The organism is Paracoccus lichenicola (assembly GCF_009708075.1).
Lineage (GTDB): Bacteria > Pseudomonadota > Alphaproteobacteria > Rhodobacterales > Rhodobacteraceae > Paracoccus > Paracoccus lichenicola.
Genome location: NZ_WMBT01000007.1, coordinates 119,564 through 145,400, shown reverse-complemented (window position 1 = coordinate 145,400; position 25,837 = coordinate 119,564). Strand labels below are relative to the sequence as shown.

The window sequence follows — 25,837 nt, the reverse complement described above, 5'->3', positions numbered from 1 at the left end:
AACGCGGCGCCCGGACCATCCTGTCAGACCACGGTAAAGAAGCGTCCCGGGTCTGAGGTCACATCGTCATAAGCGGCACCGTGCAGCAGAACGCTGTCACCCTGACCGAAATCGATCAGCGTACCGGCATCGCCAAGGTCCACGGCGAAATCGGCGACATCCTCGGCCGAGCCCAGCGTGACCCCGTCAAGGCGCGAGGAAATCTGGACGATATCGCCATCCGTGAAATCCATGACCACATCCCCTCCGCCCGAGAAGACGAACAGGTCATCCCCCGCGCCGCCATAAAGGTTGTCGTCCCCCGCACCGCCATCCAGCGTGTCGCGACCAGCGTCACCGAGCAGGAGGTCGTCACCGTTGCCACCAAGCAGAAGATCGTCCCCGGCCCCGCCGAACAGCTGGTCATCCCCAGCATCGCCCGAAAGGGTGTCGTCCCCTGCGCCAGCCGAGAGGGCATCATCGCCTGTATCGCCAGAGAGCAAATCATCCCCGGCCTCCCCCGACAAGGCATCGTCGCCCGCCCCGCCGTTCAGCGTGTCATCCCCGGCACCGCCGACCAGAAGATCCTCTTCCGTGCCCCCTTCCATCAGATCGTCGCCCGCGCCGCCGGACAGGGTATCCTCCCCGTCTCCGCCATGAAGCGCGTCGTTCCCCGATCCCCCGAGGAGCTGGTCGTCCCCCTCCTCGCCCATCAGGCGATCATCGCCTGAACCGCCATTCAGAAGATCATTGCCCGAGCCGCCATAAACAACGTCCTCGCCCGAGCCAGACATGACGGTATCATGCCCCGCGCCGGCTGCGATGAAGTCCGAGAGCGACGTCCCGAACAAGAAGTCGCTGAAAGCGCCCCCTGGTATTGTGGCCATAGTGACCTCTTTCTTTGCTGTTGTCCTTATGTGGCCAACCTACGCAAAAGCCTGTTAATGGCCGACAGATAATTACATAAAATTGCGCTTATTCCTGTGTCGCCTAAGAGAATTCAGCCGCGTTACGATTGGCCGATAGCCTGACCCCAGGCTGGTTTTCCGGACAGAAGGCATCCGGACCCTTTCAAAACTGGAAAAGCACCCATGGCGACATATTCGGATCAGGAATTCAGCATTTCGTTCGGCAACGTTTCCCGCTTGCTGTCAATCGGCCCTGACCTGGTGGAGGGGACGACCGATCAGTCGCATTTCGAAAGCACTGTCTTGGGCGCCTTCGTAGAAACCATGAAAGAAAGTCTGATCGGGGGAAGTGGCTCCGACACGCTTTCGGGCGGCCCGGGCAGCGATCTCCTCGTCGGCGGTGCAGGCAATGATTCCATGCACGGTGGCGCAGGCTCAAATCTGCTTGTTGGGGGCACCGGCGATGATCTGCTGGATGTGCGGTGGACAAGTGATCCTGACCGGGGCGGTCTCTCCTATGCCGATTGGTCCGAGGCAAAGCGCGCCTCTGGCGATTGGCTATCGGGCGGATCGGGAAACGATACGCTTCTCGGCTCTTTCGGATCGGATGTGTTCCATGGCGGCACCGGCGACGACACGCTCGACGGTCTGGATGGGAACGACATTCTTGTCGGCGCCGCAGGAAATGACCTTTTGGACGGCGGCAACGGGCGTGACACTCTCTTTGGTGGCGAAGGGCGCGACACGCTGTCGGGCGGCCTCAACGACGACCGACTTCTTGGCAATGACGGCAACGATCGTTTGGACGGAGAGAACGGCCAAGACTTGCTGGCTGGTGGCGCCGGACATGACACGATCCATGGCGGGTTCGGTGATGACAGCATTGAAGGCGGCGTCGATAATGACTGGGTGGATGCTGGCGGGGGCGACGACAACATCGATCTTGGCAGCGGAAACGATTTCGTTGCGGCCATCGAGGACTTCGGCCGTGGAGACGACTCGGTCTTTGGCAAGGCAGGAAATGACACGCTCCACGGTGGTCGGGGCAGCGACCTGATCGACGGCGGAGAGGGAAGTGATGTTCTGAACGGCGGTGCGGGCGACGACTTCCTGATCGGCGGAAGTGGAGCGGACCTGTTCCAATTCCGGAGTGCTCACGGCGTTGACATCATCACTGACTTCTCGGAGGAGGACCGCCTGATCATCACGCAAAACATCAACGGCCAGCCCGTTGACCCAGCATCATTGGGAGAGCGGTTGCAAGATCTGGGCGACGCAACTTTCCTCGATCTTGGTAACGGCTACGGCATGATCTTCCTTGGTCATGACGCGGAGACGCTGAGCGAGCTTCTGCAATCGCGTGTGGATTTCTGGTAAGCTTCCGCTCCGGAAGCTTTTCCTCGTGTGGGCTGTTCGATGAAGACTGCCCTGCATTCTGGGTGGTCGCCGCTGCGGCACGGCCACTGCCAGGTCAAAGTGATCCGCGACGCCAGGCTATCGTGGTCCTGCATGGCAGATGCCTTTTCAACACGTTGGTCCAGCTGGCTTCGTCAAGGCCGAGCTGAGCCAGCGACACAGGCAATCGTCCACCCGCCTGCCAATCGAACGTTGGGTAGATGCCGGCGTGGATCTGCAAGGCTGACAGCATTGGTGTGGTCAACAATGTTCTCAGGCTCCAACACAGGATCAAGAAACGTGATCGCACGACCGCTCCCGAGATACGAAGAGATGCCCGGCAAGGACAGGCCGACTGATAACCGCCGGGAGAGGATCACTCCACGGGTCGCAAGTGAAATTTCCTTTTGGTTGATAAATTTTTTCTGCAACCGGCAAGCCGGGCTAACTCGGTGCGCATCCCCTCCAGTTCAGAAATTTGGCACTCGATCCGCCACAGCATGTCTGCTTTGTCCTGCTCTGAAAGATCCACTTGCTCCAGGTTTGCACGGCAAAGCATTACGGTGATTGTAGCAGCTGACAGGTTATCCTGTATGGCCTCATAGGTCGTTAAACGGTAGCTCATCATTCCCTCGGTTTGTTCATGAACAGTAAGACAGCAAGGTTAAGAGAAGGTTAATCGATGGGGTATGCGAAGGCTGGCTGAGTTGGTGTCCACGCATGTGGTGTCATTTCGTGGGTGCTGCTGGCGCCATCCAAGGTGGTCGTCGAGGGGAATGATCTTCATCGGAGCCACGCGTTCCAAGTCGCGTAAGGCAACTTCCGTGCATTCGCCGCGGCCTGCGCCGGATAGATGCGCACAAAGATCCGCGACGCTGACAGCCGGATGGTGCGGAACAAGGCGGTCTACATCGCACTCGGCGTCACCCGGGACGGCGAACGCGAGGTTCTGGGCCTCTGGATCGCTGATAACGACGGCGCCAAGTTCTGGCTGTCGGTGATGAACGAGCTGCGCAACCGCGGGGTGCAGGACATCCTGATCGCGGTCGTGGACGGGCTGAAGGCTTCCCCGAGGCGATCACCGCGGCCTTTCCAGACACCACGGTCCAGACCTGCATCGTTCACCTGATCCGGCATTCGATGAACTTCTGCAGCTGGAAGGATTGCAAGGCGGTCGCAGCCGACCTGCGCCCGATCTACGAGGCCCCGACAGCCGATAAGGCCGCCCGCCAGCTGGACGCGTTCGAGGAGAAATGGGGCGGCAAATATCTGTCGATCGCCCCGGCATGGCGCCGGGCATGGGCGGAGGTGATCCCGTTCTTTGCCTTTAGTGCCGCGATCCGGAAGATCATCTATACCACCAACGCCGTGGAGTCGCTGAACCGGGTGCTGCGGAAAACCCTCAAGACCATGGGCTCTTTCCGACAGAGGAGGCCGCCACCAAGCTGATCTTCCTGGCCATCTGCAACTTCGAGAAGCGCAGCCGCGCCGTCCGGGAATGGGTTGCCGCCCGCAATCAACTGGCCATGATGTTTGCAGGACGCTTCGACGCCTGACCGTATCTGAAAACCGCATGGGTCCGATCAGATTCACGAAGCTTCAGACAGTCCCGACCCGAGCGCGAGACGCTTGGGTTGGGAACTCGCGCACTACGGCAAGCAGATCCTCGAGCGGCAGCAGAAGCACCTTGCACAGCGCCACCGCATCGGCTTCCCGGGCAGGCGTCAGCCTCGTGTGCAACCGGTACGACGTGTGGCTCCGGTCTCGGACGTCGCTCCGCTTGCGCCACTTCCAGACGGTCTGCTCGGAGATACCGCAGCGCTCCGCCACCAGCCAGACCGGTTCGCTGCTCGCCTGGATCGCAGCCCGCACCTTCGGTGTCGTGGTGGCCTGCTTGTGCAAATCAGCATGCTCCCACCCCGTCCCGAACCTCGCTCAAGATCAACCTTGCCACGAACAGGACAGACCGGCGAAGGTCCATGTGATCACCTGCGATGAAACAGCTACACTTCAGATCGAGTCACGTTTCGAGGAGCATGTCATTCCAAATTTGACCAATTGGGACAACAAATATCGTGCCGCTCGTCCCAGGCAGTTGGTTGGCGTCGTGACACGTGCGAGTTTTGGGCCGATTTTCCAGTAAAAGCGTATGAATCGGCGGCCCAGTCTGAAGCGAACAAGATGGTTGTCGCGAAAAGCTCGCAAGGCGACGACATCTGGATGCAAGGGATCTCCGTAGGCAGCCGTTGCAACAAAACATGCTCCTCCGGCATGATTCTCTACCTCTTCCTCCTCCGGAGGCGGAAGAACCGGTTCCTCATCCGTGCCCGGGATTTCCCAACCATCGTCAGGATTATCCACCTCTGGCTCCTCAGGTGGGTACTCGCCTGGTTCTTCTGGGTCCTCATCTTCATCCGGGTCGGTGTCCGGAGACTCTGTCGGGTCGTCAGGATCTGGCGTTTCATCCGGAATGTTCGGACCCAGTTCGTCGTAAATTTCTGCCCTGTCGCGCCAGACTGTGTCGTCATGACCATCAGCCCAGGCAATCTCTGCCAGAGACGACCCAATCTCGTCGTACTGGTCAGCCGTCAATTCCTCGAAAATCCCGTCGATCTGGTCGGCCGCCTTGGAGCTCGGCGTGAAGTCGAAGATCTGATCTGCCAGCCCGGATGCATACTGCGCACCATCGGTCAGGGACACGATCTTGCCCGTTGGCAAGGTGATCGACAGATCATCTCCATCAACATGCAGCGAAGCTTCAAGAGCTTCGCGATCGGCGAACAGTCCTCCAAAGCCAAGTGTGTCATCTGCGGAAAAGTCCTCGATGATCACGTCACGGCTTCCATCCATTACGACCAAGTCGGAGCCTCCTCCAGTGGCCGCTGTTACGGTGTCGGTTGAGGACTCACCTCCGACGGCCAGCACGTCATTGCCCATCCCTCCAGACAAAGTGTCAGCACCGTCACCGGAAAAGAGAACATCGTGCCCTTCACTACCCGAGAGAGCATCATCACCGCGACCGCCGAGAAGGACATCATTGCCCTTTCCGCCCTCCAAGGTGTCGTCGCCGACATGACCACGCAGAATATCCCTGCCATTAGCTCCGATGATTAGATCATCGACCTGCCCTGTGATTGGGTCAGTGGCATTATGCGCACCCTCAATAACATAGTCCCTGTCGGGATCTCCAATGACGACGACAAGCATTTCGTTGTTGCCGAGCGTAAACTCGTCATTGAGGGCGCTGCCGGAAACCACCTTCATGTCGCCGCGCGCATCCACGATCTTGTCGTCTGTCGGCAGGGAAACTGCGGACTCGTCGTACCACGGGCTTTCCGGCGAGTCTGCCGGCACGATGTGATGGGCAAAGACGGCCTTGCCGGAAAGCGTGGAAAGATCGACCATGGTGTCCTTGCCCGACATGTTGGAGAGAAAGACGACCCGCTCCCCAGCCTCTTCGAACCCGGTAATTCCTAACTGGCCACGAATTTCGAAACCTTCGATCGCCGCCTGATCGGTCATCGTGGACTTGCCGATCAGGTGAGAGGATGCCAAGTCATAAACCTGCCCCATGGGGGTGGCGATTGCAGCGATCTCTCCATTATTGCTTTCTCCAGGCGGAAATTTGGTGTCATAGAATTTGGTGGTTAGCCACTTGTAGGCCAAGCCCCAGTGATCCATAGAGTCTACACCGCTATCCACGTAACGACCGAACTCTTCGATCCAGATGGCGCCTTGGTTTACACCATAGACCTCACCGTCGCCCTCATGAATCCCGACGTTGAATTCTGACAACGAAATTTTCAGATCAGTCCGAAAACCGTTAATCGTCTCGAATACATTGGCAGGTTCGATCGCGCCATCTTTCTGAAGTTCGAAGTCCTTGTGAGGGTTAGGATAAGCGTGCTGATGGATGATATCGACCAATTCACGGTTTTCCGGTGAAATCTGTTCGGCAATCTGTTTGCTTTCGCGAACACCACTGGCACGCCACGCTGTGCCTGCTTGAAGCCCGATATCGGGGCGATCCCAATCATCACCCAACTGGCTTGCCAATCGATCACTCAACCGGTCAAGAACAGGGATCTGATGGTTTGCAATAATGCCGTAGTCTGTCGCAGTGATTTCCGCCCAATATTCGTTCCCGATCTCAAATCCAGATATGGTCACATCAGGAACTTCAAGGATCGCTTTTTCAAGTTCGCCGATGTATTTTTGGAACCCGGCAGAGTCGAAGCTTTGATCAGCCGAGTTGTAGAACTGGAAGGTGGGGATAACGATCGAGATGCTGCTGCCGTTATCTTCGCACAGATGCAAGGCTTCTCGGAGAGTCATGAGATAACCGTCCGAACCAGCCTCCATGGGCGCCCCGAATATCTTGGATAGGCCGTCGTTTTCCCATGTCTGTCCTTCCGTTATTCCGCCCCCAGGATAACGCAGATTGGTAAACGTGATTTCCTCAAGCATTTCGCGAAACGGTGAGTCGGTCTGGGCGGAATCATTGGTCAAAACAATATTGCCCCCAAAGTGCCCTTGATGAACAGCTCCCATGGCGACCTCCCACCTGTTGATGACGGCTAGAGGATGGTCGCAACACTGCTAATACTACTTTAAAGCTCGAACATGAATTGTATAGAACTTTAGCGAACGGCGTTCTCGCCTTTCTAACTCTCAAGTAGTCTTATGGCGACAGGCCTAAGCCTGCGCCATGACAGTATCCACACACGGATGAGAGATAAGGTTTTAAGAGGTTGAGCAAATTGATAAGTTTATTGGACCAGTCAACTTGTCCTTAAATGCGAATTATTAAGAAAGTGTAGCTTTCAGGAACAATAGACAAAAATTTCCTTGATACGAGGGCGCGTTGACGTTTGTGAACTGGCCCCCATTTCGACGGGACACTTGGGCATAACCATGGAGGCTTAGGCATAGCCTAAGCACGTGCTTATGTCAGAAATCGAAATCACCACCGATGGCGGCCGCCGGCGCCGCTGGACTGCCGCCGAGAAGCTGCGGATCGTCGAGGAGACACTGGATGGCCAGGCCAGCATCTCGGTCGTGGCGCGCCGCAATGGCGTAGTGCCAAACCTGTTGTATCGTTGGCGGCGTCTGATGCTTGAGGAAGGAAGCGTCGCGGTGACCGAGGACGACGATGTGACCAGCAATCGCGTGGTCCGGGAGATGGAAAACCGCATTCGTGAACTTGAGCGCCAGCTTGGCCGCAAGACGCTCGAGGCCGAGATCCTGCGGGAAGCTTTGGACAAGTCACGCTTAAAAAAACCGACCTTGCTCGCGCGATCGCCGCGAGAGAGGGCGGTTTCCAGTGAAGGCGGTGGCCGAGACGTTAGGGGTTTCCCGCTCCAACCTGATCGACCGGCTGCAAGGCAAAGCGAAGCCGCGGCGGCGCTACCATAAGGCGTGAAGCACGCGGCGATGGTGCCGCTGATCACAGCGCTTGTCGCGGCACGGCCGACCTGTGGCTACCGGAGGATCACGGCGATCCTGAACCGCCAACTGCGCTCGCAAGGCCTGGCATCGGTAAACCAGAAGCGCACCTACAGGATCATGAAAGCACACAGCCTGCTGCTGGCGCGGAAATACTCCGAGCGGCTGGAGCATGTTCACGACGGCAAGGTCATCGTGATGCGCTCGAACCTCCGCTGGTGCAGCGACGGCTTCGAGTTCACCCGGCTCGGAACGGCGACATCGTCCGGGGTGCGTTCATCATCGATGCCCACGATCGGGAGATCATCGCGTGGAGGGCTGTGGTCAGTGCCGGCATCAGCGGGTCCGACATCCGCGACATCATGCTCGAAGCTGTCGAACGCCGCTTCGGCACATGTCGCGCACCTTCGGTCATGGAGATGCTTTCCGACAACGGCTCGGCTTATATTGCCAAGGAAACGCAGATCTTCGCCCGCCAGCTCGGGCTGAAGCCCTGCTTCACATCGATCCGCAGTCCGCAGAGCAACGGCATCTCCGAGGCCTTCTTGAAGACGCTGAAGCGCGACTAGGTCCAGGTGACGCCGCTGCCGGATGCCCAGACAGTCCTTGGATTGATCGGAAGCTGGTTCGAGGATTACAACGACCACCACCCGCACTCAGGGCTGAAGATGCGCTCGCCCCGCGAGTTCATTGCAGCTCAAACAGCAACCGCCTGAGTGTCCGGTGAAACGGGGGCAAGACCAGTTTGAGGATTTCCCAACGGGTCTGCTCAGTGATTGAAGGTTGCCAAACAGGAGGCAACCTTGATCCGCGTGACTCGGACCGACAGGCAATGGGCAATCATTGCGTCCTGATCCAGCATGCAGACAGCTTATGCTGCTGGATCCTTTGTAAGAATCCTTTGCTCGCAGCTCCTGCGGATTATCCTGCCGCCAGCGGCCGCCATGTTCTTTCCCGGCGCCCACCAGTCGATCCCTTCCAGGAGCATCGATAGCTGCGCAGGCGAGAAAGCTATCTCGCCCTTCTTGGCTGCAGGCCAGACGAACCGGTTCTTCTCCAGCCGCTTCATGAACAAGCAGGCACCTTACCCATCCTACCAGATGACCTTTGTCAGACCTACACGTCGACCGCGGAACGCAAACACAGCACCGCCTGCCTTCTTCTGGCGCAACTGATCCTGCGCCAGTGCCGCCAAACCTCCGATGCCCTTGCGCATGGACGGCCATGAGAGAATCGCATCTGTCAAGAATGGCCCGGCCTTGGCGAGGCATGTTGCGGAGGCCCTTCGTGACGCCGTCACTGGCACGATCATGGAAGTCCCGGCGCATCTGCGCCGATCCTTGACATGGAATCAAGGCGCGGAGATTGCCCAACATGCACAACTCCGGATCGACATGGCTCGAGATCAATCTCTGCGATCCTGAAGGTCCCTGACAGCGCAAAAGCAATGAAAACACCAACGGCTTGCTGCGCCAGTATCTTCAAAAGCACAGATCTCAGCAAGCATTGTGCCGATGAACTCAACGCTGTGGGGCATGTTCTGAATGCCAGGCCTCGTAAAACTCTGGGTTGGCACACGCCTGCGGAGTTCTCGACCAGTTTCTCGAGCGGGATATGATCGAGGGTGTTGTGACAACCGGTTGAACCCGCCCAATAGAAGAGTGAGCAGCTTCAGCGCCTGCTGGCGAACAATGGGATCACATGTTCAATGAGCAGGGCCGACAATGTCTGGGACAATTCGGCAATGGGAAGCTTCTTCTTAACGCTGAAGACCGAACGGACCGCCCGCAAAGTGTATCGCACCAGAAATAACGCCAGTGCCGATATCTTCGACTACATTGAGCGCTACTACAACCCGCAGCGGCGACATTTGAAACTAGGCTACCTCAGCTCAATGGAGTTCGAGGCACGCGCCATGCTGACTAAACCTGCTGTCCACAAAACCGGCAGTAGTTCATTCGGCAATTTGGATCATCAACACCACGATGCTGGCATATCGCGACCTTGCTTAAGGAGCGCGACAACCTAACCATTCCGGGTGACCGACGAAGAGAGGTTAAGAGCAGCCGCACAAGACGTGTGACACCCAAGATCAAGACTGGTTGAGTTCCGCCTCTCGGGCCGGGGCAATTTGAATGACGTTTTTGGCTTTCGGGGAGATGACATTCTTTTCTTGGATATCACTGCAGAGGGTTTCAAGGTCTGCAATATGCAGCTCGATCCGCAATTGTGCATCTGCAATATCTGCGGGTGACAAGGAAAAATTGTCTGCATGAGCTCGGCAAAGCATAACAGCAGTATGAGCTGAAATTAGATAGTCGTTCAGCGTCCTGGCGTTCATCGTTCGTTGCATCGCGTATCCTCTGGAATCATCTACATGTATTACCCGCAAGAAGAATGCACGTAAGGGGTGAAAAAACTGTAAACCTCGATGGAGGATGCTGACAGCCTAGCTTGGTGTCTGTCCGCTCCACCTTATGAACCTGTGTGACCCCACGCAGGCGCTCAATGGCACCTCGGTCTGGTGCATGGCTGTGAACTGACATTGTTCAAGATGATCCAGGGCGGGCAACCAGAGCTATAAACATCACGCTTCCGGCGGGGTTCCGAACCACAGCCAAAGTCTTCAAGGCCAACTTGCTCTGAAGCGAGTACTGCCGCGTGCAACTATCTCGGCAACCACAGTCGCATTTGAGCTAGCGCATACAACGTCGGTGCGGCGCTTGATCTCGTCGTTCAGCCGCTCGATCGGGTTGGTTGAGTGCAACTTGGCCCGGTGTTCCTTGGGGAAGGCCATGTAGGCCAGCACGTCGTGTTCAGCGTCGTCCATCAGCGTGGCGAGCTTTGGCACCTTGGGTCGGATCTGGTTGGCTACGGCGCGCCACTGGGTGCTGGCGGCTTCGGCTGTGTCCTGTGCGCACGCTGTGGCAATGAAAGCCGAGACAACGCGTCGCCCGCTCTTTCCGGCGTGGGCAAGGGGGTTGCGCTGGAAGTAAACAATGCATCTCTTCCAGGTGGCGCTGAGGACCTTGGAGACGGCAGCCTTGATGCCCCTCGAGGGCGTCGCTGATGACCAGCTTCACGCCCCGCAGGCCGCGCCGCGTCAGCTTGCGCAGGAACTCCGTCCAGATCGGCTCGGCCTCGGAGGCGCCGATTTCCAGCCCCAGAACCTCGCGCCGCCCGTCGGTGTTCACGCCAATCGCAATAATGACGACGGCCGGGACGATCCGACCGCCCCACCGGACCTTGAGGTAGGTCGCGTCGGTCCAGAGGTAGGGCCAGTCGCCTTCGAGGGGAAGGGTGAGAAACGCCTTCACCTTGCCGTCGATCTCCTCGCAAAGCCGCGAGACTTGGCTCTTGCTGATCCCCGACATACCTATCGCCTTGATCAGATCATCCACGGATCGCGTCAAGATGCCGTGAACATAGGCCTCCTGGATCACCGCCGTCAGCGCCTTTTCGGCCATGCGCAGCTCGACAGTCCCGGCGCGCGTCTCCCAGTCCCTGTCACGATAGCCGTTGCACTGCAACCGCCGCGCGGGGTCCTTCTCGCCGTAGGCCGCGCTCGTCACGGCGCCGACCTCCAACTCCATCAGCCGCTCCGCGGCAAAGCCAATCATCTTGCGCAGCAGGTCCGCGTCGGGGGCCTTCTCCACGAGGTCGCGGAAGGTCATCATGTCGGTGGTCCTCTCGGTCCTAGGTTGGCGTCAGCAACCAGACCCTAACCGAACATCGCCAGTGACCACCTCAGCCAGAACCTACACCACGCTCAGGAACAGCATCCCTGGTGCCTTGCACAGGCTCTGTCATGAGATGATCTAACACGGTGTCTAATCTGCCGTGAACAGTTATTAAAACTGTCCCGCCTCCTACCCCAAGGGCGGCGAAAGTTGATCCCTGCTCTGCAAGACTTGTGCATTCAGAGGGAGTCCATACGAAATTCCTTTTTCTTCTGGGCAGGTGCAGCCGCAATGGCGTGCATTGGCAGGGAGAAAAGCTTGGTCAATCGGGCAAGTTCCAGGCGTAACCGTCTTTGCAGCCCCTCTCTTTTCCAACTCAGAAGACGAAATCGTCCGCAGTCATTTCCGAGAAGGCGATATTGCTCAGTCTTACCGTCCCGCCGTCGTAGGTGATCACCACATCGTCGCCGCTCGCTTGGAGGGTCAAATCTGCCATGCTTCGAACCGATGCATCATGGAAAAGTATCCGATCAATTCCATCCCGATAATCCAGAATTTCCGTATAGCCCGACATCTCTCCAAAGATGAACATATCTGCACCGGTGCCGCCGGTCACGATATCGAAGCTACCTTCGCCTTCACCATGTACCGATGCTCCAAAATAAAACCTATCATTCCCAGCATTGCCAAAAAGCCGATCATCGCCATGGCCACCGACAATAATGTCGATGCCGCCTCCGCCATGGATAAGGTCATTCCCTGCGCCTCCGATCATGCAATCGAATCCGTCACCCCCAAGCAGGGTGTCGTTACCGCTATTGGCATAGAGCCTATCGTTTCCAGCGCCTCCATTGACATGGTCGTTTCCAGCGCCACTGTTGACATGGTCGTTTCCTGCGGCACCATGGACTGTGTCGCTCCCGGCTCCAACCTGGATCCTGTCATTACCACTGTCTCCATTGATGTTGGCATTACCCAAAAGGTCGGTGATCCGGTCGTCTCCGTTGCCACCCCACAGGACGTCATTTCCGCCTCCGCCATTCAGGGTGTCGTTACCAGCATCACCCCAGAGACGATCATTGCCGACACCTCCCATCATGTCATCGTTCCGGTCTCCGCCGATAAGATCGTCGTTGCCAGCGCCGCCGTCAAAGAAGTCGTTGCCATCAGCGCCCACGAGCCTGTCGTTCCCGCCGTTGCCGTAGAGCCGATCCTCATTAGCCAAGCCATAAAGGACATCATTGCCGGTGCCGCCATAAAGGTGGTCGTTACCTCTGTCTCCCTGGAGAACATCCTGTCCAGCATCCCCAAAAAGAATATCATCGCCCTCTTGCCCGAGTATCGTGTCATTCCCTGCATTGCCCTGAACATTGTCGTGTCCGGCAAGACTCTTGATGGTCTCCGAGATGCTCCCGCACTTGATAATGTCGGCACCAGCCGTTCCCTCTATTTTGTCGAGGGGCTTTGGCGGCAGCACGGGGGATAGCCGCTCGATTGTTATCATCACGGTTTCATAGGGTTCCAAATCAACCGAGACCGAAGCGTTCGCGCTCACTGGCCCTGATATGATCTGCGCTCCCTGGTCCTTGCCGACCCAGCGGTCCATCTCTGCATTGCGCACCACCCAGGTCTGGGTGACCTTGATCGAAACGCCGGCTCCCCCGCCTCCCGGCACAAGGGACGACAAATCAAAGGTTTGCTGGAGGGCCTTGTCATCATCGGCGGTCAGGAACAGGACAGCCTTATCAGCGCCCACATAGTAGGAACTTTCGATCTCCGAAACATCCTCGATGCTGGTGTTCTGCCAGGACAGACCCCGCACATTTTCCGACAGGAGCTTGAAGACCGCTCCGCTTACGGAGAGATTGCTGGCTTCGCCACCGGCCTTGCCAGTCAGATCGGTCGGAGTGCTTTGTGTGATAGGCCACACATGGGCCGTACCGGCACCCATGCGGATCATGTATTCAAAGGACTCAAGAAGGCCCATGCCAGCGGCAAAACGATCTTGGCCGTCCTTGAGTCCATAGTTGTTGAGGTTCCATTCGGTGATATGCGTTGGCAGCTTGAGGCCTGCGGCCTCCCATACAGACAGCTTCTTCTCATGGCTCCAGCCGTTATAACTCAACTCATTATCAGTTCGGGGATAGTGGTGGTCGATAAGGCCGTCAATCATCTTTCGGGTTGTCGCGTCGAGCCCTTCGATGACATCCTTGTTTGCCTGTTCAAGTATTTGCTTCCAGGTCAGGTTCTTGTCGTAGTATTCGCCTCCAGGTTCGAAATCAGGACCCCAAGCATCACCCATCTGAATAAGGATTTTGGGACTTTGGCTTGATCCTGCAGCATCGATGCCAGCTTGCACAGCCTTAACTAGAATGTTGGCTAGCCTGCCGTAATCCTTGGCAGTCATCATGCCAGAACCCCAGTATTCGTTTCCAATCTCAAACGATGCAATTGTTGCATCAGGATATTGCCCGTTCAGCTGAAGTGCCAATTTCGCAAACTCGGTGATTTCGGCAACGGCCTTCAGGTCTATAGCGCGGTAGCCGTTCGCATCCGGTTCACCAAGGAGATGCCGGGTGGGTATGACCAGGTCAAGCGCGTGGCCAGTTGTCTTGGCCAGCGTCATCGCCTCGGTAAAAGACAGGATCTCCTTGGGATCAAGGGTCATGGTTTCATTTCGACCTACGGCAAGCGGCTGATCTGGATTTGCTGGATCGAAGAAAAGCTCGGTGATTGCCCCACCAGGCCAGCGTAGATTGCCGATCCCCAGCATTGTGACTTTTTGAGTCAGTTTCGATATCTCATAATCAACATGCCAGAGCGCATTGCCTCCGAAGTGGCTGCTGTTTATGGTTTGGCTTATCTGCCCCGATGCTGTGATTTCCATGACGATCCGCCCACTGTAACTTTCCACGGCGGCGCGCTCGTCAGACTTGCGCGTTCAGGGGTGTTTTCCCTTGAATGTGAGCCGACCCGCCAAACCCGACATCACAGGTCAATATTCAGCAGATTGAGATCGTTTCTAGTAGGGAAAAACTAGTAAAATCATATTAATAATTTAAACACTATCTTATGGTCTCAACTGGGAGATCGTGTCCAAGAAAGAAACAGACTGCTTAGCGTAACAAGATGCATACCACCCACTCATCAACAGGAGTTGCCATTGTAATGATGCTGGTCGAAACGCTGACTTAAATAAGTTTAATAATTTAATAAATCTTTAGTATTTGGCAACTTCTCAGTCTTGTAACGTGCCACAAATTCTAGCCTCTTGGGACCTGCAGCAACTGATTCCACATCAGGAAGAAGTGCATCCACTGCTTAGAGAGACGCCGCAAAGGCAATTCGTGATGCCAGTGGTGATCGCGTGGCTTCCCACGATGAATGGATCGAAAATGATCATGCCTGTTGGGTGCAGGGGATGGCTGATCGAGGGCAGACGTTCCTAGCAAATCGGCATCGCCGTGACCCCCTGATCGTGTCGTTACCGGTCATCACGCCGTCGTTGATATGAACACACTCCGCTTTAGATACAGGTGCCAATCCGCACCGGACAGGTCGGCACGCCCTAGCGGCTCGCTTCTCGCGCGGCAATCAGCAGAAGGGGTGCGGGGCGGGGTTCAACGCGCCCGGCGGCACGTCGCGCAGCCGGGCAGAACCCAGATGCAGCATCCCGAAGCCACAGGACAGCGGCAGCAGGCCGGTCACCAGGGCGCGCACCACCCGCAGCGACGCGGCGGCCACGTCCCGGGGCGTCACGTCCGCGATCAGCACCGTCAGCCCTTGCCGGTAAAGCCGATCCACCAGATCCTCCAGCCCAGCCATGGGTGACGGGGGGGCGGCAGCGGGGTCGTGCCGTGCGGCTTGTTGCAAAAAGGCAAGCTGCTGCGGTCGGGGCGGCAGGTAGTAGCAGGCGTGGTCGATGAACTGCCCTTGCCGCACGTCGCGGGCCAGGCGCGGACGAGGGCCCTTGCCCTCGTGCAGCATCCTTGCCAACCCGAGTCCGGACGAGGCCTGCTCCAGTACCGCCTTTGCCGCCGCCCGCCGGATATCGGGATCCGCGGCCGATGTCGCCGTCAGCCCGGGCCAGCGGATGCCGTCTCCGGTCGCCATGCACATGACCACCGGCACGCCCCCCGCGCCGTCCAGCAGATGCAGCGCGACCGAGGCGCCGGCTCGGCGCAGCCCCGACAGGATGGTGCGCGTCGCGGCGTCGCACCCATGCGGCGGCAGCAGGCGCCCGGCGTCCCGCCGCAGCCATGCGGTCAGGATCGCGTCGCGTTCGATCACCTCGAGGATCGCGCGCATCGCCGCGCTTTCCCGATCGGCGCCTGCCGCCAGCCCGTTCGAGGTCATCTGCTGAAGATGGTTCGAATGTCCGGCCGGAAGCCGGTAATACACCTGCTCGGCAAGCACCCATGTCCGCGCCCCGCTGCGTGGATTGATGGCGGCGGTCCAGAAGGCCTGCGCCTCGGGATCGAAGGGGCGGAAGGGAAAGCCCGGCGCGGCATACTGATCCTTGCCGTAAAGGCCGATCCGGCGGGGGTCCAGGACCGGGCCGTCCAGATCCCGCATCCGCGCCCGGATCAGCGCCCGCGTGTCGCAGCGGGATGCGGCATAGCGTTCAATGGCTTCCCCGATCGCGCCCAGCATCGCCCGGTCTTCCGTCACCCCCTTGCCGCAGGCAGGCTCGGCCGGGGCGGGATCGTCGCGGAAGCCGCAAAACGGTGTGGCCTCGGCCACGGCGACGAAGGTGCCCGGCAGCGCGCGGGGTCTGTCGCGCAGGACCGGCCCGACGATCACCCCGGTCTGGGGGTCCAGCCAGCTGCGGAACCGTTGCCGCGGATCCGCGCAAGGTCCGGCGGCCACGGGGTCGGCCGCGACCGGATCGTTCCCGCAGGTTTCGCAGAAGGGCATGGGAATGATGTCGTGCAGGCTTGACGCCTGACCGCGGATGTCGAGGATCCTGATCCGTCCTTCCAAGGGGCCCGCCGCGCCTGCGTCCAGACAGCGCCGGATCTCGGTGGCGAGCGAGCGGGCGAAGAATCGCGCGGCTTCCGGGTCGGGTCGGTGGTGATGCGGCCCGGCCAGCCGGTCGGCGCGCGCGCGGGCCTCGGGGTCGGGCTCGTGGGCGCAGCGGCGCTGCCGGGCGCAAAGCCAGCAACCGGCCACCCCGGCGCGCGAGACGGGACCGACGAAGCCCCTCGCGCCGATCATCTCTGCCCCCAGAAAGGGGATGCCTGCATGGCGGCAGGATTGCTCCAACTGGACCTGAAGGCCCGGTCGTTGCGGAGCCAGCGCGCCGATGACCAGGTCCATATCCGCCGAAAGCGGTGCCTCGCCGCCGGGCGTGATGGTCGATGCGGCGCCGTCTTCCGCAGGGGGACTCCAGACCGACAGGCGTGAGAGGCCGCCCGAGACGAGTTCCCGGGCCAGCCCAGGAACCCACTCGGCGTCGCCGGCAAGCAGCACGTGCCCCGTTCGCGCAGGCACCGGGTCCGGCGTCCCGTCGCTCGCTCCCGTCAAGCCCGCGGTCCCGAGAAACGCGGCCAGGTCGCGGAAGGCGGCCGTTGATCCGCCCTGGACGGTGTCGGTCCCGCCAGACAGAAGCGTTTCCACAAGGTCCCGGACCGCCCTGCCGCGCAGCAGGACAGGACCGGCGTCGGTCAGGGTCAGCACCCCGTCCGGCTGAAGGTGTATCCGGTCCCGCCGCAGCAGCATAACCGCCTCCCTCAGGCCATCTCGGGCAGGGCGGGATCGGCGGCGGCCCTGTCGATCCGCTCGAAGGCAGCGGCCAGAAGCAATCTTTCCGCCATGTTGCGTTTCGAACTGGGGCAGGGGGCACGGCCTTCGATCCATTCTTTGGGGCAGGCGCCGCCGCAGACCGGCAGCAGGGGACAATGGCTGCACCCGAAGGCGCCGGCCTCGACCTGATCGTTGAAACTGCCCAGGATGTCGCGCACCTCGGCCTGCCGTTCGCCCGTGACTAGATCCCCGATGGCAAAGCGGTTGGGTGTGCTATAGCTGGGCACATAGGAAACCTCGGTGCAGTTGAACAACGTGCCGTGGGCATCGACCAGCGCCGCGTCGGGCTGCACCGCCAGACAGACCACGGGTTGCCGCTTGGGAACCAGCGGCACCGAAAAGCCCATGCGCTTCATCTCGACGAACCAGGACAATTCCTGCGCCGCGTAATCGTCGGGTTCAAGGCTGCGGCGTTGCGCGTCATTGCCCCAGGAATGGATCGGCGCGGTATAGAACTGGATCGCCTGCGCCAATCCCTCGTCACGCAGCCTGCGCAGCAGCGGCAGCACGTCCGAGGCGTTTTCCCGATCGACATTGCAACGCACCTTGATCTCGATCGGCGCATCCCCCGCCGTTCCCACAAGCTGGACCAGATTGGCGAGGATCCGGTCGAAGGTCGGCTTGCCGGACTTCGTGTGGCGCCGACGGTCGTGATGAGGCGCGGTCCCGTCCAGCGAGACGGTGACCGAGACGACCCCAAGCGGCCCGACCAACTCGGACCCGATCTTCTTCGACATGGCCAGTCCGTTGGTGATGATGCTGGCGCGATACTCGACGCCGCGTTCCTCGCACAGCGCGCGCAATCGCGGCGTCAGCGAACGCATCTGCTGGATGCCAGACAGCGGCTCGGCGCCGAACCAGCACAGGTTGAGTTCGGTGAAGGGTCCCCGGTCCAGCCGCGCCTGCACGTCACGCAGGATGTCGGCCTCGTTCGCGCGGCTCAGATTGGTGCGCTCATGGGTCTGGCCGCAATAGCCGCAGCCCAATTGGCAATGCGCCGTCGGCTGAATGACGTAATTGAGATGCGGATTGACCCGGATGCCGTCGCGGTTCCGGTCCAGCATGGTGGACAGCTCTGCCTCGCTCTCGGGTACCAGGATTTCGGCTTGGGAAAGCTGGGCAAGGACATCGCTGTTCAGCTTGTCGAACCCGCCTTCGCGCAGGACGGCCCAGATCGCCTGCGGCACTTCGAACATCTGCCCTGTCCGGGTCGAGAAAAGGACATGGCGATTTTCCCTGCCTTCCGCGAAGACCGGCGATGCAATGACATATCTGGAAAGTTTCTGCATGATTATTCCGCGCCTCTGGATAATGAACCTTCACGGCAATCTGCCCGTGAGGGCGGCGGATGTTCGGCGGACCGCAAGCGAACCGCCGAACAAGAAGCCGGAAGGGCCTTATTTGATGATGCCCGTCTTGTCGCGAAGGGCCGCTTCGGCACCGCCGCAGCCGCTGTTCTGACAGCCCGTGTTCTGGTCTGACAGGGCCTTCAGGCGGCTGAGTTGCGCGTCGGACAATTTGGAGGCCGCAGCGCCAGTGGTCATGCCTTCGACCGCGGCATTCAGATTGAGCCTTGCCTGAGCAAGGGCTTCAACAATAGGATCGAGTTCTTGAGCCATTATGCACCTTTGATCCAAGTTAGAATTGTGGCAAGAACATTTATTAATATTCATTGCCATCGATAAACCTTGCGATATTCAGCCTGTGTTTACACAAGCTAAAAACATTATTAAATTTGTTCTAAGGTTCGTCAATATAAATTTTTAACTAAGAGGTAAAATATTTACTCTTGTAAAAATTCAATGCTCATTGCCTAATGTTGTATGGCAGGAAGCCGCCGACTGCACAAGTTTTGTCGGATGAGATCAATCAGACCGGAATTGCCGCTTGACAAACAGAAGGGCGTCCGAGGCAGCCAGTATCTGTCGATCCAATACACCGAGAGGCTGACCGAGGCAGGCATCGACACCTCGGTCGGCAGCGTCGGCGACTCCTATGACAACGCTCTCGCCGAAAGCATCATTGGCCTGGCTGTTCAGCAGCGCCGCACAGAAGGCATCGGGATGCCAGCACTTCAGCCAGGCCGAGGCATAAGCCACCAGCGCAAAGGAGGCCGCATGGCTTTCCGGAAAACCATAGCTGCCAAATCCTTCCAACTGGCGAAAGGTCCGCTCGGCGAAGTCGGGATCATACTCTCGCGCCACCATGCCGGTGACGAGCTTGTCCTTGAAGGCGCTGACCCCGCCGGTGAACTTGAAGGTGGCCATGCTTTTGCGGAGCAGGTCGGCCTCGCCAGGGGTAAAGCCCGCGCAGTCGATCGCCACCCGCATGGCCTGTTCCTGGAACAAGGGCACGCCCAGGGTCTTGCCCAGCACCTTCTCAAGTTCCGGTGTCGAATACGCGACCGGCTCCTTGCCTTCGCGGCGGCGCAGATAGGGATGGACCATGTCGCCCTGGATGGGACCAGGCCGAACGATCGCCACCTGCACCACCAGGTCGTAGTAGGTGCGCGGCTTCAGGCGCGGCAGCATGGCCATTTGCGCCCGGCTCTCGATCTGGAAGGTTCCCAAGGTATCGGCCTTCCGGATCATCGCATAGGTGCGCGGGTCTTCGGACGGGATGGAGGCGAGGTCATGGGTGATGCCCTTGTGCTCTTCGATCAAGGCCAGCCCCTTGGCCATGCAGGTCAACATTCCCAAGGCCAAGACGTCGACCTTCATGAAGCGCAGCGCGTCGATGTCGTCCTTGTCCCATTCGATGATCTGCCGGTCCTCCATGGCGGCAGGCTCGATCGGCACCAGGTTGTCCAGGCGGTCCTGGGTCAGCACGAACCCGCCCGGATGCTGCGACAGATGCCGGGGAAAGCCCATGAGCTGGCGGGCCAAGTCCAGCGTCAGCCGCAGGCGCCGGTCAGAGGGGTCGAGGTTCAGCTCGCGGATCTGCGCGTCGCTGACGCCCTCCTCGGACCAGGCCCAGATCTGGCCGGAAAGGGTCTGGATCAAGTCCTCGGGCAGGCCCATGGCACGGCCCACGTCGCGCAGGGCGCCTTTGGCCCGGTAGCGGATCACTGTGGCGCAAAGCGCGGAGTGGTCGCGGCCGTAGGTCTGGTAGACCCACTGGATCACCTCCTCGCGGCGCTCGTGCTCGAAGTCCACGTCGATGTCGGGCGGTTCGTGGCGTTCTTCGGAGATGAAGCGCTCGAACAGGAGATCACCGCGGCTCGGGTCAATGGCGGTGATGCCCAGCACAAAGCAGACAGCGGAATTAGCCGCCGATCCACGGCCCTGGCAGAGGATGCCACAGGAGCGCGCGAAGCGGACGATGGAATGGACGGTCAGGAAGTAGGGAGCGTAGGACAGCTTGCCAATCAGGCGCAGTTCGTGGCCGAGCGATGTCCTGACCTCCTCCGGCACGCCTTCGGGATAACGGGACGCGGCTCCCTCCCAGGTCAACTGCTCCAAAGTCTCCTGCGGGGAAAGGCTCGGGTCGGCGCGCTCCTCGGGATACTGGTGACGAAGTTCATCCAAGCAAAACCGGCAGCGGTCCATGATCTCCACCGTCCGGGCCAGGGCTTCGGGGTAGCGGGAAAACAGCCGGTGCATCTCGGCAGGCGGCTTCAGATACCGGTCCGCATGGCGCTCGCGGCGAAAGCCCAAGGCCTCGACCGTGGTGATGTGGCGGATGCCTCGGTCGAGATGACCACCGCTTCCAGCGCCGCCGCGAACGCTTTCGCATGAAAATCTGACCAAGGCAGCGGGCTCTGGACCTCCGGCGGATGGGCGTCAGGCACCCAGATGTTTGCGCAGGAAGCTGCGGGTACGCGGATGCTCGGGGTCGCTGAACAGCCGGTCGGGCGGGCCTTCCTCGACCACCATGCCCTCGTCCATGAAGACGGCCCAGTCAGTCACCTCTGCCGCGAAGCGCATCTCATGGGTCACAATCAGCATGGTGATATGCTCGGCAGCCAGATCCTTCATCACCGCGTTGACCTCGTCCACCAATTCCGGGTCAAGGGCCGACGTGACCTCGTCGAAAAGCATCACCTTGGGACGCATCGCCAGTGCCCGGGCGATCGCCACCCGCTGTTTTTGCCCGCCGGAGAGCCTTGCCGGATAGGCCAAGGCCTTTTCCGCCAGCCCGACCTTGCACAGCAATTCCTCGCCGCGGGCCTCGGCCTCGGCCTTGGACAAGCCCAGAAGCTTCATAGGCCCGATGGTCAGGTTCTGCATGACGGTCAGATGTGGAAAGAGGTTGAACTGTTGGAACACCATTTGCATCTCGCGGCGAAGCCCATTCACATGACGTTCATAGGCGAGGCCCTTGAGGTCCGCATTGACCCGTGTCCCGTCCAGCCAGACTTCGCCACCGGTCGGCGTTTCCAGCAGGTTGACCGACCGCAGAAGCGTGCTCTTGCCCGACCCGCTGGGACCGATCAGCGACAGGATCTGCCCCTTGTCCACCGACATGTCGATGCCCCTCAGCACTTCCAGCCTACCGAACACTTTCCGCAGGCCCTTCAGTTCCACCATTGGTGTCATCATCGCATCGCCTCGGTTCTGCGGGTGATCCGGGCCAGCGCCCATTCCAACGCCAGGTTGATGAGGTAGAAGATTGCCGCCACGGAAATGTAGAACTCGAACGGGCGGAAGGTGCGGCTGATCGCCAGTTGCGCCGACAGCACCAACTCCATAATCCCGATGGCCGAGACGAGCACCGAGTCCTTTAGCAGCACGAGGATGTTGTTCCCGATTTGCGGCAGCGCCCGATATAGCGCCTGCGGCAGCACGAAATGTCGCAGCGTCGCCCCACGGCCGAAACCGAGCGCTCGGCCCGCCTCGTACTGGCCTTGTTCGACCGAAAGGATCGCCGCACGCAGGATATCGGCGTTGTAGACCGCATAGTGCAGGCCCAGGCCCACCACCCCGGTAAAGAAGGCGGGTAGACGGAGGCCCAGCTGCGACAGGCCATAATAGACCAGAAAGAGCTGAAGCAGCAAGGGCGTGCCCAGGATGATGAAGACTGGCACCGCCAGCAGCGCCCGAATCCAGCCCGGGGCATAAATCCGGGCAAGTGCTAGACCGATCCCGACGATCAGGCTGATTGCCCCGGCCAGTGCGGTGATTAGGATCGTCCAAAGGGCGCCGATGGCCAGCGCTCCGGCAAAGGGTGGCACGACCGAGAAATCGAGGTTCATGCCCGCGCCTCGTCCGGCAGGGCAAAGCGCCGTTCCGCCAGCCGCATGATCCGTGTCAGGCCGAAAACGATCAGCATGTAGTAGGCGGCGGCGATTCCAAACACCTCGAAGGGCTGGCTGCTGGATGTCATGATCCGCTGCGCCGAATAGGTCAGGTCCACGACCCCGATGGTAGAGATCAGCGCCGTGCCCTTGATCAGGATCACCGCGTTGACGCCCAAGGACCGGATCATCAGCGCTGCACATTGCGGTAGGATGAAGTGGAACATCGTCGCCAGTCGGCCGAATCCGAGTGTTCGAGCGGCCTCTGTCTGGCCCTTGTCGACGGACAGGATCGCGCCGCGTAACCCTTCGGACATGTAGGCCGCGATGTTCAGCCCGAAGGTGACGACGCCGGCGGCAAAGGGCGACAGGGTCAGCCCAATCTGCGGCCCGCCGAAATAAAGGACGAACAGCTGCACCAGAAGCGGTGTTCCCCGCATCACGCTGACATAAGCAGCCACCAGCGCCCGGACTGCCGTCCAGCGGGAAAGGCGGGCGACGACAATGGCACCGGCTGCCAAGATGCCAAGCACCAGCGAACCGGCCGTTAATGCCAGGGTCATCAGCGCGGCCTCCCCGAGAAATTGGGTGGTCCGCATGATCAGATCCAGATCCATCCTGCCAATCTCCAGCAGGCACGCCGCCTGTCACCGCGCGAGTGGCAGCCAGTCCGACCAATGCTCAACGCATGTCCGCGCCCAGCCACTTATTGGAAATCTCCATATAGGTGCCATCGGCCATCATGTCGTCCAAGGCCTTTTGCAGCGCGGCCTTTAGCTCAGGACTGTCCTTACGGATAGCGATGCCTATGTCCGACACAGGGAGAGTGTCGTCCTCGATCTGGCGAAAGTTCTCGCCGCCCTTGATCGCTGCCAGCACCGGCACGTCATCGTCTATGAAGGCGTCGATCCGGCCTGCCTTCAGTTCCAGGTACAGTTCCGGCAAGCCCTTGTAGGTGCGCACGGTCCAGCCGCCGCGGTCGTTGGCCCATTGTTCGGACAAGGTGCCGATGCTGACGCCAATCGTCCTGTCCGAAAGATCGGCCAAGGACCGGGCCGGCGAATCCGGCATGACAAAAACCGCCAGGCCCGAGCGGTAGTAAGGGCCCACGAAATCGACCGCCTGCTTGCGCTCCTCGGTTATGCCCATCGATCCAACGATGGTGTCGAACCGCCCGGTCACCAGACCGGCGATGATGCCCTCCCAGGCGGTGGTGACAATCTCTGGCTCCACTCCGATGCGGCGCGCAAGCTCGGAGCCGATATCGACGTCGAAGCCCACGACATCGTTGTTCTCGTCGACAAAGCTCATGGGCGGAAAGGCACCGGACAGCGCTACGCTCATCTTGCCGTCCTCCCGGATCCTGGCCAGATCATCGGCCTGAGCCGCCGGTCCAAAGAAGAGCGCTCCCACAACCAGCGCCGAGGCGCCTATCCATATACGCATCTTCATTCCAGACCTCTCCCATGCTTTGGTACCGTCTGTTTTGGAACACTCGCCATAGGCATCTTGTTCCTTCCTCCGCGATGAGCGCCGGGCGCTGGTGCCAAGGCCGGAGAAGCCGGGCCTCGCCCCGCCTTAGCGTAGCGCGCCACCAACCATGTCAGAACCAAAACGACCAGGGCAGCAATGAGATCGGGCAGGAGTGCCACGAAGCCTCCTACCGGCCGGGCAAGCTCGAAGCGCAAGATGCGCAGCGGCTCGATATCGGGAAGCATGGGCTACGGGCTCGTCGGTCATCCTAGGGATCGGAGCCGTCCGTGGAGCAGTTCCCGAGATGCTGCAGTAGCACGAGCGGCTGGTTTGGGGATGCGGCACCGCAGGAGTGGACGGAGGCCGAGCGGCAGGAATGGGCCGGCCGGCTTCCAAATTACAGGTCGATCCCCTCTGACAACGTCAGCGCATCGTCGAGATCGACACCAAGGTATCGAACTGTGCTGTCCATCTTGGTGCGGCCCAACAGAAGCTGAACCGCCCGCAGGTTGCCCGTCTTCCTGTAGATCTGCGCCACCTTGGTCCGGCGCATCGAATGCGTGCCATAGGCGCTCGGCTCGAGACCGATCGAGAGAACCCATCCGCGCAAGATCCGCGCATATTGCCTAGTCGACAGATGCACGCTGCCGTGCAGTCGGCTGGGCCAGAGATATTCCAGCCCAAGCATCTCTGGATCGGCGATCCAGCTTTCGAGCGAATGACGCGTGGTTTCGGTAAGCGCGAAGCGGACCGGCTTGCCCGTCTTGATCTGGGTGACCGAGGCGCGCTCCTTCACCCTTCCGGCAGCGAAGACATCCCGGACCTTCAGGCAGACCAAGTCGCAGCCTCGAAGCTTGCTGTCGACGGCCATGTTGAACAACGCAAGATCGCGCTTGTTGTCCGCCATTTCCAGGCGAACCCGGATCGACCAGAGGTGTTTCGGCAGCAGCGGGCGTTTCTGGCCGACGATGCGCCCCTTGTTCCAGGCAGGACGTTCAGGCCGGAGCGCAGGAAGAAGATCAATGGACATGGTGTGACCTCCTGTCCTCCACCCCCTCCCTGACTTCGGATGATCCGACAAGCTCAATGGTATCACGAGATTTCCGAGTCGCTTTGTGCAGCCCATGGCGATGCGGCATGGCGATTGCGGCAACCTGGACAAACAGTCGTTCATGCCACTCGCAGCGAACAGAGAGCCTGACAACCTGGTGCCTCCCGAGGCATGATCACGGATTGGCTGTTGCCCCCAGATCACCTATATTAGTTGCAGGAGAACCTTGCGATGCAGAGCCAGACGCCATCCCAAGCCCTGCAATACGGGCGCAACCTGATCCGTGAACTTGCGGTCCGGCATCGCACGGCCAATCCCCGGGTGTTCGGTTCCGTTCTGACAGGCAGGGATCGGGCAGACAGCGACCTGGATGTGCTGGTCGAACCTCTGCCGGAGACCACGCTCTTCGATCTTGGGGGCTTGCAGGATGCGCTGGAAGAAGCACTTGGCGTTCGGGTCGATGTGAAGACCCCGATGGACCTGCCTGCGCACATCCGTGCGGAAGTCCTGCGGCAGGCGCTCCCGGTTTGAGCGCAGACAATCGACTCTCAGACTACATCCTGCAGATGGTGACGGCAGCAGCCGATGCCCTCACCTTTACGGAAGGCATGGCCGAAGAGGATTTCCTGGCAGATCTTCGGACGCAGCGCGCCATGGTGATGAGCCTGATGATCGTCGGAGAGGCCGCGAGCCGGATCGTGTCGGATCACCCGGACTTTGCGGATGCAAAGGCTGCGATCCCACGGCGCGGTATCTGCGGGATGCGTAACCGCATCTACGACGTCGTCCTGGCCCCTGTCATCTATCGGCGGCACCTGCGGCGGCTGCGCAGGCAGGCCCCCGCCGTCTCGGGCTGAAGGATAGG

The 25,837-nt window shown here is 59.8% G+C and carries 16 protein-coding genes and 9 pseudogenes; 8 read left to right on the top strand and 17 right to left on the bottom strand.

Features of this window, described 5'->3' with window-relative positions; all coding sequences use genetic code 11:
• Positions 1-23: 23 nt before the first annotated feature.
• Positions 24-866, bottom strand: coding sequence for a calcium-binding protein (locus tag GIY56_RS12635; protein ID WP_154765197.1), 843 nt, complete (start codon positions 864-866; stop codon positions 24-26).
• A gap of 204 nt (positions 867-1,070) precedes the next feature.
• On the opposite strand from GIY56_RS12635, the gene GIY56_RS12630 reads away from it, so the two are divergent.
• Positions 1,071-2,264, top strand: coding sequence for a calcium-binding protein (locus tag GIY56_RS12630; protein WP_154765196.1), 1,194 nt, complete (start codon positions 1,071-1,073; stop codon positions 2,262-2,264).
• A gap of 394 nt (positions 2,265-2,658) precedes the next feature.
• Here GIY56_RS12630 and GIY56_RS12625 read toward each other — a convergent pair whose 3' ends face one another.
• Positions 2,659-2,907 carry a hypothetical protein gene (locus tag GIY56_RS12625; protein ID WP_154765195.1) on the bottom strand — a complete coding sequence of 83 codons (249 nt, stop codon included), beginning with the start codon at positions 2,905-2,907 and terminating at the stop codon, positions 2,659-2,661.
• Between the two features lie 228 nt (positions 2,908-3,135).
• Between GIY56_RS12625 and GIY56_RS12620 the strand changes: the two are divergent.
• A pseudogene (locus GIY56_RS12620) lies at positions 3,136-3,838 on the top strand (IS256 family transposase); the annotation flags it as partial.
• Positions 3,839-3,879: 41 nt separating this feature from the next.
• Here the strand turns inward: GIY56_RS12620 and GIY56_RS12615 are convergent.
• A pseudogene (locus GIY56_RS12615) lies at positions 3,880-4,184 on the bottom strand (IS481 family transposase); the annotation flags it as partial.
• Between the two features lie 108 nt (positions 4,185-4,292).
• Positions 4,293-6,833, bottom strand: a complete 2,541-nt coding sequence (locus GIY56_RS12610; protein WP_154765194.1) for a calcium-binding protein — start codon at positions 6,831-6,833, stop codon at positions 4,293-4,295.
• Positions 6,834-7,229: 396 nt separating this feature from the next.
• Here GIY56_RS12610 and GIY56_RS12605 point away from each other — a divergent pair.
• Positions 7,230-8,443: pseudogene (locus tag GIY56_RS12605) on the top strand (IS3 family transposase).
• A gap of 205 nt (positions 8,444-8,648) precedes the next feature.
• Here GIY56_RS12605 and tnpB read toward each other — a convergent pair.
• Positions 8,649-8,943: pseudogene (tnpB, locus tag GIY56_RS12600) on the bottom strand (IS66 family insertion sequence element accessory protein TnpB).
• On the opposite strand from tnpB, the pseudogene GIY56_RS18555 reads away from it, so the two are divergent.
• Both GIY56_RS18555 and GIY56_RS12595 read left to right on the top strand, forming a co-directional pair.
• Positions 8,942-9,371, top strand: a pseudogene (locus GIY56_RS18555) (IS30 family transposase); the annotation flags it as partial. The pseudogenes tnpB and GIY56_RS18555 sit on opposite strands and share 2 nt — an antisense overlap.
• A 16-nt stretch (positions 9,372-9,387) precedes the next feature.
• A pseudogene (locus tag GIY56_RS12595) lies at positions 9,388-9,648 on the top strand (IS3 family transposase); the annotation flags it as partial.
• Between the two features lie 171 nt (positions 9,649-9,819).
• Here GIY56_RS12595 and GIY56_RS12590 read toward each other — a convergent pair.
• From GIY56_RS12590 to GIY56_RS12565, 6 genes and pseudogenes are all read right to left on the bottom strand, one after another.
• Entirely contained in the window at positions 9,820-10,080 is a 261-nt protein-coding gene (locus GIY56_RS12590; RefSeq protein ID WP_154765193.1) for a hypothetical protein, read from the bottom strand.
• Positions 10,081-10,392: 312 nt separating this feature from the next.
• Positions 10,393-11,404: pseudogene (locus GIY56_RS12585) on the bottom strand (IS256 family transposase); the annotation flags it as partial.
• A 379-nt stretch (positions 11,405-11,783) separates the two neighbouring features.
• Complete coding sequence (locus GIY56_RS12580; RefSeq protein WP_154765192.1) at positions 11,784-14,294, bottom strand: calcium-binding protein; 2,511 nt, start codon at positions 14,292-14,294, stop codon at positions 11,784-11,786.
• Between the two features lie 707 nt (positions 14,295-15,001).
• Positions 15,002-17,128, bottom strand: a complete 2,127-nt coding sequence (locus tag GIY56_RS12575) for a TOMM precursor leader peptide-binding protein (protein WP_196053620.1) — start codon at positions 17,126-17,128, stop codon at positions 15,002-15,004.
• A gap of 11 nt (positions 17,129-17,139) precedes the next feature.
• Entirely contained in the window at positions 17,140-18,408 is a 1,269-nt protein-coding gene (locus GIY56_RS12570) for a radical SAM/SPASM domain-containing protein (protein ID WP_196053619.1), read from the bottom strand.
• A 201-nt stretch (positions 18,409-18,609) separates the two neighbouring features.
• Positions 18,610-18,831 (bottom strand): hypothetical protein, encoded by a 222-nt coding sequence (locus GIY56_RS12565; RefSeq protein ID WP_154765189.1) that lies wholly within the window; start codon positions 18,829-18,831, stop codon positions 18,610-18,612.
• A 288-nt stretch (positions 18,832-19,119) separates the two neighbouring features.
• On the opposite strand from GIY56_RS12565, the pseudogene GIY56_RS12560 reads away from it, so the two are divergent.
• Positions 19,120-19,242: pseudogene (locus GIY56_RS12560) on the top strand (IS3 family transposase); the annotation flags it as partial.
• Between the two features lie 45 nt (positions 19,243-19,287).
• Here GIY56_RS12560 and GIY56_RS12555 read toward each other — a convergent pair.
• The 6 genes and pseudogenes from GIY56_RS12555 to GIY56_RS12530 all read right to left on the bottom strand — a co-directional run.
• Positions 19,288-20,814: pseudogene (locus GIY56_RS12555) on the bottom strand (error-prone DNA polymerase); the annotation flags it as partial.
• 180 nt (positions 20,815-20,994) lie between these two features.
• Positions 20,995-21,753 (bottom strand): amino acid ABC transporter ATP-binding protein, encoded by a 759-nt coding sequence (locus GIY56_RS12550; protein ID WP_407946971.1) that lies wholly within the window; start codon positions 21,751-21,753, stop codon positions 20,995-20,997.
• Positions 21,750-22,406 (bottom strand): amino acid ABC transporter permease, encoded by a 657-nt coding sequence (locus GIY56_RS12545; protein WP_154765188.1) that lies wholly within the window; start codon positions 22,404-22,406, stop codon positions 21,750-21,752. The genes GIY56_RS12550 and GIY56_RS12545 overlap by 4 nt, the downstream gene beginning before the upstream one ends.
• On the bottom strand, positions 22,403-23,065 hold the full coding sequence (locus tag GIY56_RS12540) for an amino acid ABC transporter permease (RefSeq protein WP_154765187.1): 663 nt from the start codon (positions 23,063-23,065) through the stop codon (positions 22,403-22,405). Before GIY56_RS12540 ends, GIY56_RS12545 begins: the two co-directional genes overlap by 4 nt.
• A 64-nt stretch (positions 23,066-23,129) precedes the next feature.
• Positions 23,130-23,900 (bottom strand): transporter substrate-binding domain-containing protein, encoded by a 771-nt coding sequence (locus tag GIY56_RS12535; protein WP_154765186.1) that lies wholly within the window; start codon positions 23,898-23,900, stop codon positions 23,130-23,132.
• Positions 23,901-24,318: 418 nt separating this feature from the next.
• Complete coding sequence (locus tag GIY56_RS12530; protein ID WP_154765185.1) at positions 24,319-24,951, bottom strand: tyrosine-type recombinase/integrase; 633 nt, start codon at positions 24,949-24,951, stop codon at positions 24,319-24,321.
• Between the two features lie 252 nt (positions 24,952-25,203).
• Here GIY56_RS12530 and GIY56_RS12525 point away from each other — a divergent pair, with 252 nt between their 5' ends.
• On the top strand, positions 25,204-25,503 hold the full coding sequence (locus GIY56_RS12525; RefSeq protein ID WP_154765184.1) for a nucleotidyltransferase family protein: 300 nt from the start codon (positions 25,204-25,206) through the stop codon (positions 25,501-25,503).
• Positions 25,500-25,829, top strand: a complete 330-nt coding sequence (locus GIY56_RS12520; RefSeq protein ID WP_154765183.1) for a HepT-like ribonuclease domain-containing protein — start codon at positions 25,500-25,502, stop codon at positions 25,827-25,829. The genes GIY56_RS12525 and GIY56_RS12520 overlap by 4 nt, the downstream gene beginning before the upstream one ends.
• Positions 25,830-25,837 lie beyond the last annotated feature (8 nt).

Coding starts and splice junctions, on each gene's coding strand:
- GIY56_RS12635 (WP_154765197.1), bottom strand. CDS start 866: ATGGCCACAATACCAGGGGGCGCTTTCAGCGACTTCTTGTTCGGGACG.
- GIY56_RS12630 (WP_154765196.1), top strand. CDS start 1,071: ATGGCGACATATTCGGATCAGGAATTCAGCATTTCGTTCGGCAACGTT.
- GIY56_RS12625 (WP_154765195.1), bottom strand. CDS start 2,907: ATGAGCTACCGTTTAACGACCTATGAGGCCATACAGGATAACCTGTCA.
- GIY56_RS12610 (WP_154765194.1), bottom strand. CDS start 6,833: ATGGGAGCTGTTCATCAAGGGCACTTTGGGGGCAATATTGTTTTGACC.
- GIY56_RS12590 (WP_154765193.1), bottom strand. CDS start 10,080: ATGCAACGAACGATGAACGCCAGGACGCTGAACGACTATCTAATTTCA.
- GIY56_RS12580 (WP_154765192.1), bottom strand. CDS start 14,294: ATGGAAATCACAGCATCGGGGCAGATAAGCCAAACCATAAACAGCAGC.
- GIY56_RS12575 (WP_196053620.1), bottom strand. CDS start 17,128: ATGCTGCTGCGGCGGGACCGGATACACCTTCAGCCGGACGGGGTGCTG.
- GIY56_RS12570 (WP_196053619.1), bottom strand. CDS start 18,408: ATGTTCGAAGTGCCGCAGGCGATCTGGGCCGTCCTGCGCGAAGGCGGG.
- GIY56_RS12565 (WP_154765189.1), bottom strand. CDS start 18,831: ATGGCTCAAGAACTCGATCCTATTGTTGAAGCCCTTGCTCAGGCAAGG.
- GIY56_RS12550 (WP_407946971.1), bottom strand. CDS start 21,753: ATGATGACACCAATGGTGGAACTGAAGGGCCTGCGGAAAGTGTTCGGT.
- GIY56_RS12545 (WP_154765188.1), bottom strand. CDS start 22,406: ATGAACCTCGATTTCTCGGTCGTGCCACCCTTTGCCGGAGCGCTGGCC.
- GIY56_RS12540 (WP_154765187.1), bottom strand. CDS start 23,065: ATGGATCTGGATCTGATCATGCGGACCACCCAATTTCTCGGGGAGGCC.
- GIY56_RS12535 (WP_154765186.1), bottom strand. CDS start 23,900: ATGAAGATGCGTATATGGATAGGCGCCTCGGCGCTGGTTGTGGGAGCG.
- GIY56_RS12530 (WP_154765185.1), bottom strand. CDS start 24,951: ATGTCCATTGATCTTCTTCCTGCGCTCCGGCCTGAACGTCCTGCCTGG.
- GIY56_RS12525 (WP_154765184.1), top strand. CDS start 25,204: ATGCAGAGCCAGACGCCATCCCAAGCCCTGCAATACGGGCGCAACCTG.